The 784-nt window shown below is 41.5% G+C and carries 2 protein-coding genes; one reads left to right on the forward strand and one right to left on the reverse strand.

The window, feature by feature from the left end:
* A partial coding sequence (locus LPKJCM_RS13405) for a hypothetical protein (protein WP_225364093.1) occupies positions 1-252 on the forward strand: 252 nt, incomplete at its 5' end.
* A 301-nt stretch (positions 253-553) separates the two neighbouring features.
* Here LPKJCM_RS13405 and LPKJCM_RS13130 read toward each other — a convergent pair.
* Positions 554-784: transposase (locus LPKJCM_RS13130; RefSeq protein ID WP_165758560.1), on the reverse strand; the 231-nt coding region annotated here is incomplete at its 5' end.

Below are 784 nucleotides of genomic sequence, written 5' to 3' on the forward strand. Positions count from 1 at the left end.
GTTCTAATGCCAGCTTTTGCTGCCACCAGCCCCACTTCCACGACCAAAACATCACCGATCACAACTATTGCCACTCAAGACCAAGCAGAGGACAATAACAGCGGCACCCTTGACGGAGGTGTCACTTGGCAAATTGCGAACGATACCTTGACGATTAGTGGTGGAACCATTGGGTCTAGAATTTTTGGTGTTGGAAAGTATTTCCATTCCAAAAGTACTAGGCCCTTTTTGATAACAAAAAAAGGCATCTAAGCCTCCCTAGTGCTATGCTTTAAGCGACGAAACTCAAGATAAGCGGGGTAGGAATAGATGTCTCAACTAGATAATACACTTAAATTACTGGGAATTACAGACACAAACATTCAGGTGTTCGCTCTTTTTTATTTAGAAATGGTCCCTTTGCTAACGTTAGAATGGGAATTGTTCTTCTGATTATCTTAGGCTGTAATTAATCGTTGTGACTTATCACGTAATCCACACTTAGATAAAGATAGTAACAGGCTTCTCAATGATCATTGAGAAGCCTGTTTATGTCAAAATACTTAGAAGCTGTCTAAAATCTCTTAAGTAATAGTGCTAAAAACGCTAAAACGACCATTTGCAGACTGGTGGTTAATTGACGCTCACAATTTTTCCAAAGTCGCCGACAATTCTCTAGCCAACTAAAAGATCGTTCGACTACCCAACGTTGGGGCATGACTTCGAATCGATGCAACTCATTGCGCTTCGCAACCTGCACGGTTGCGTTTAAATTACTGGCTACATCGAGCTGAAAATTAACGCC

The organism is Lentilactobacillus parakefiri (genome assembly GCF_002157585.1).
Classification (GTDB): Bacteria; Bacillota; Bacilli; order Lactobacillales; family Lactobacillaceae; genus Lentilactobacillus; species Lentilactobacillus parakefiri.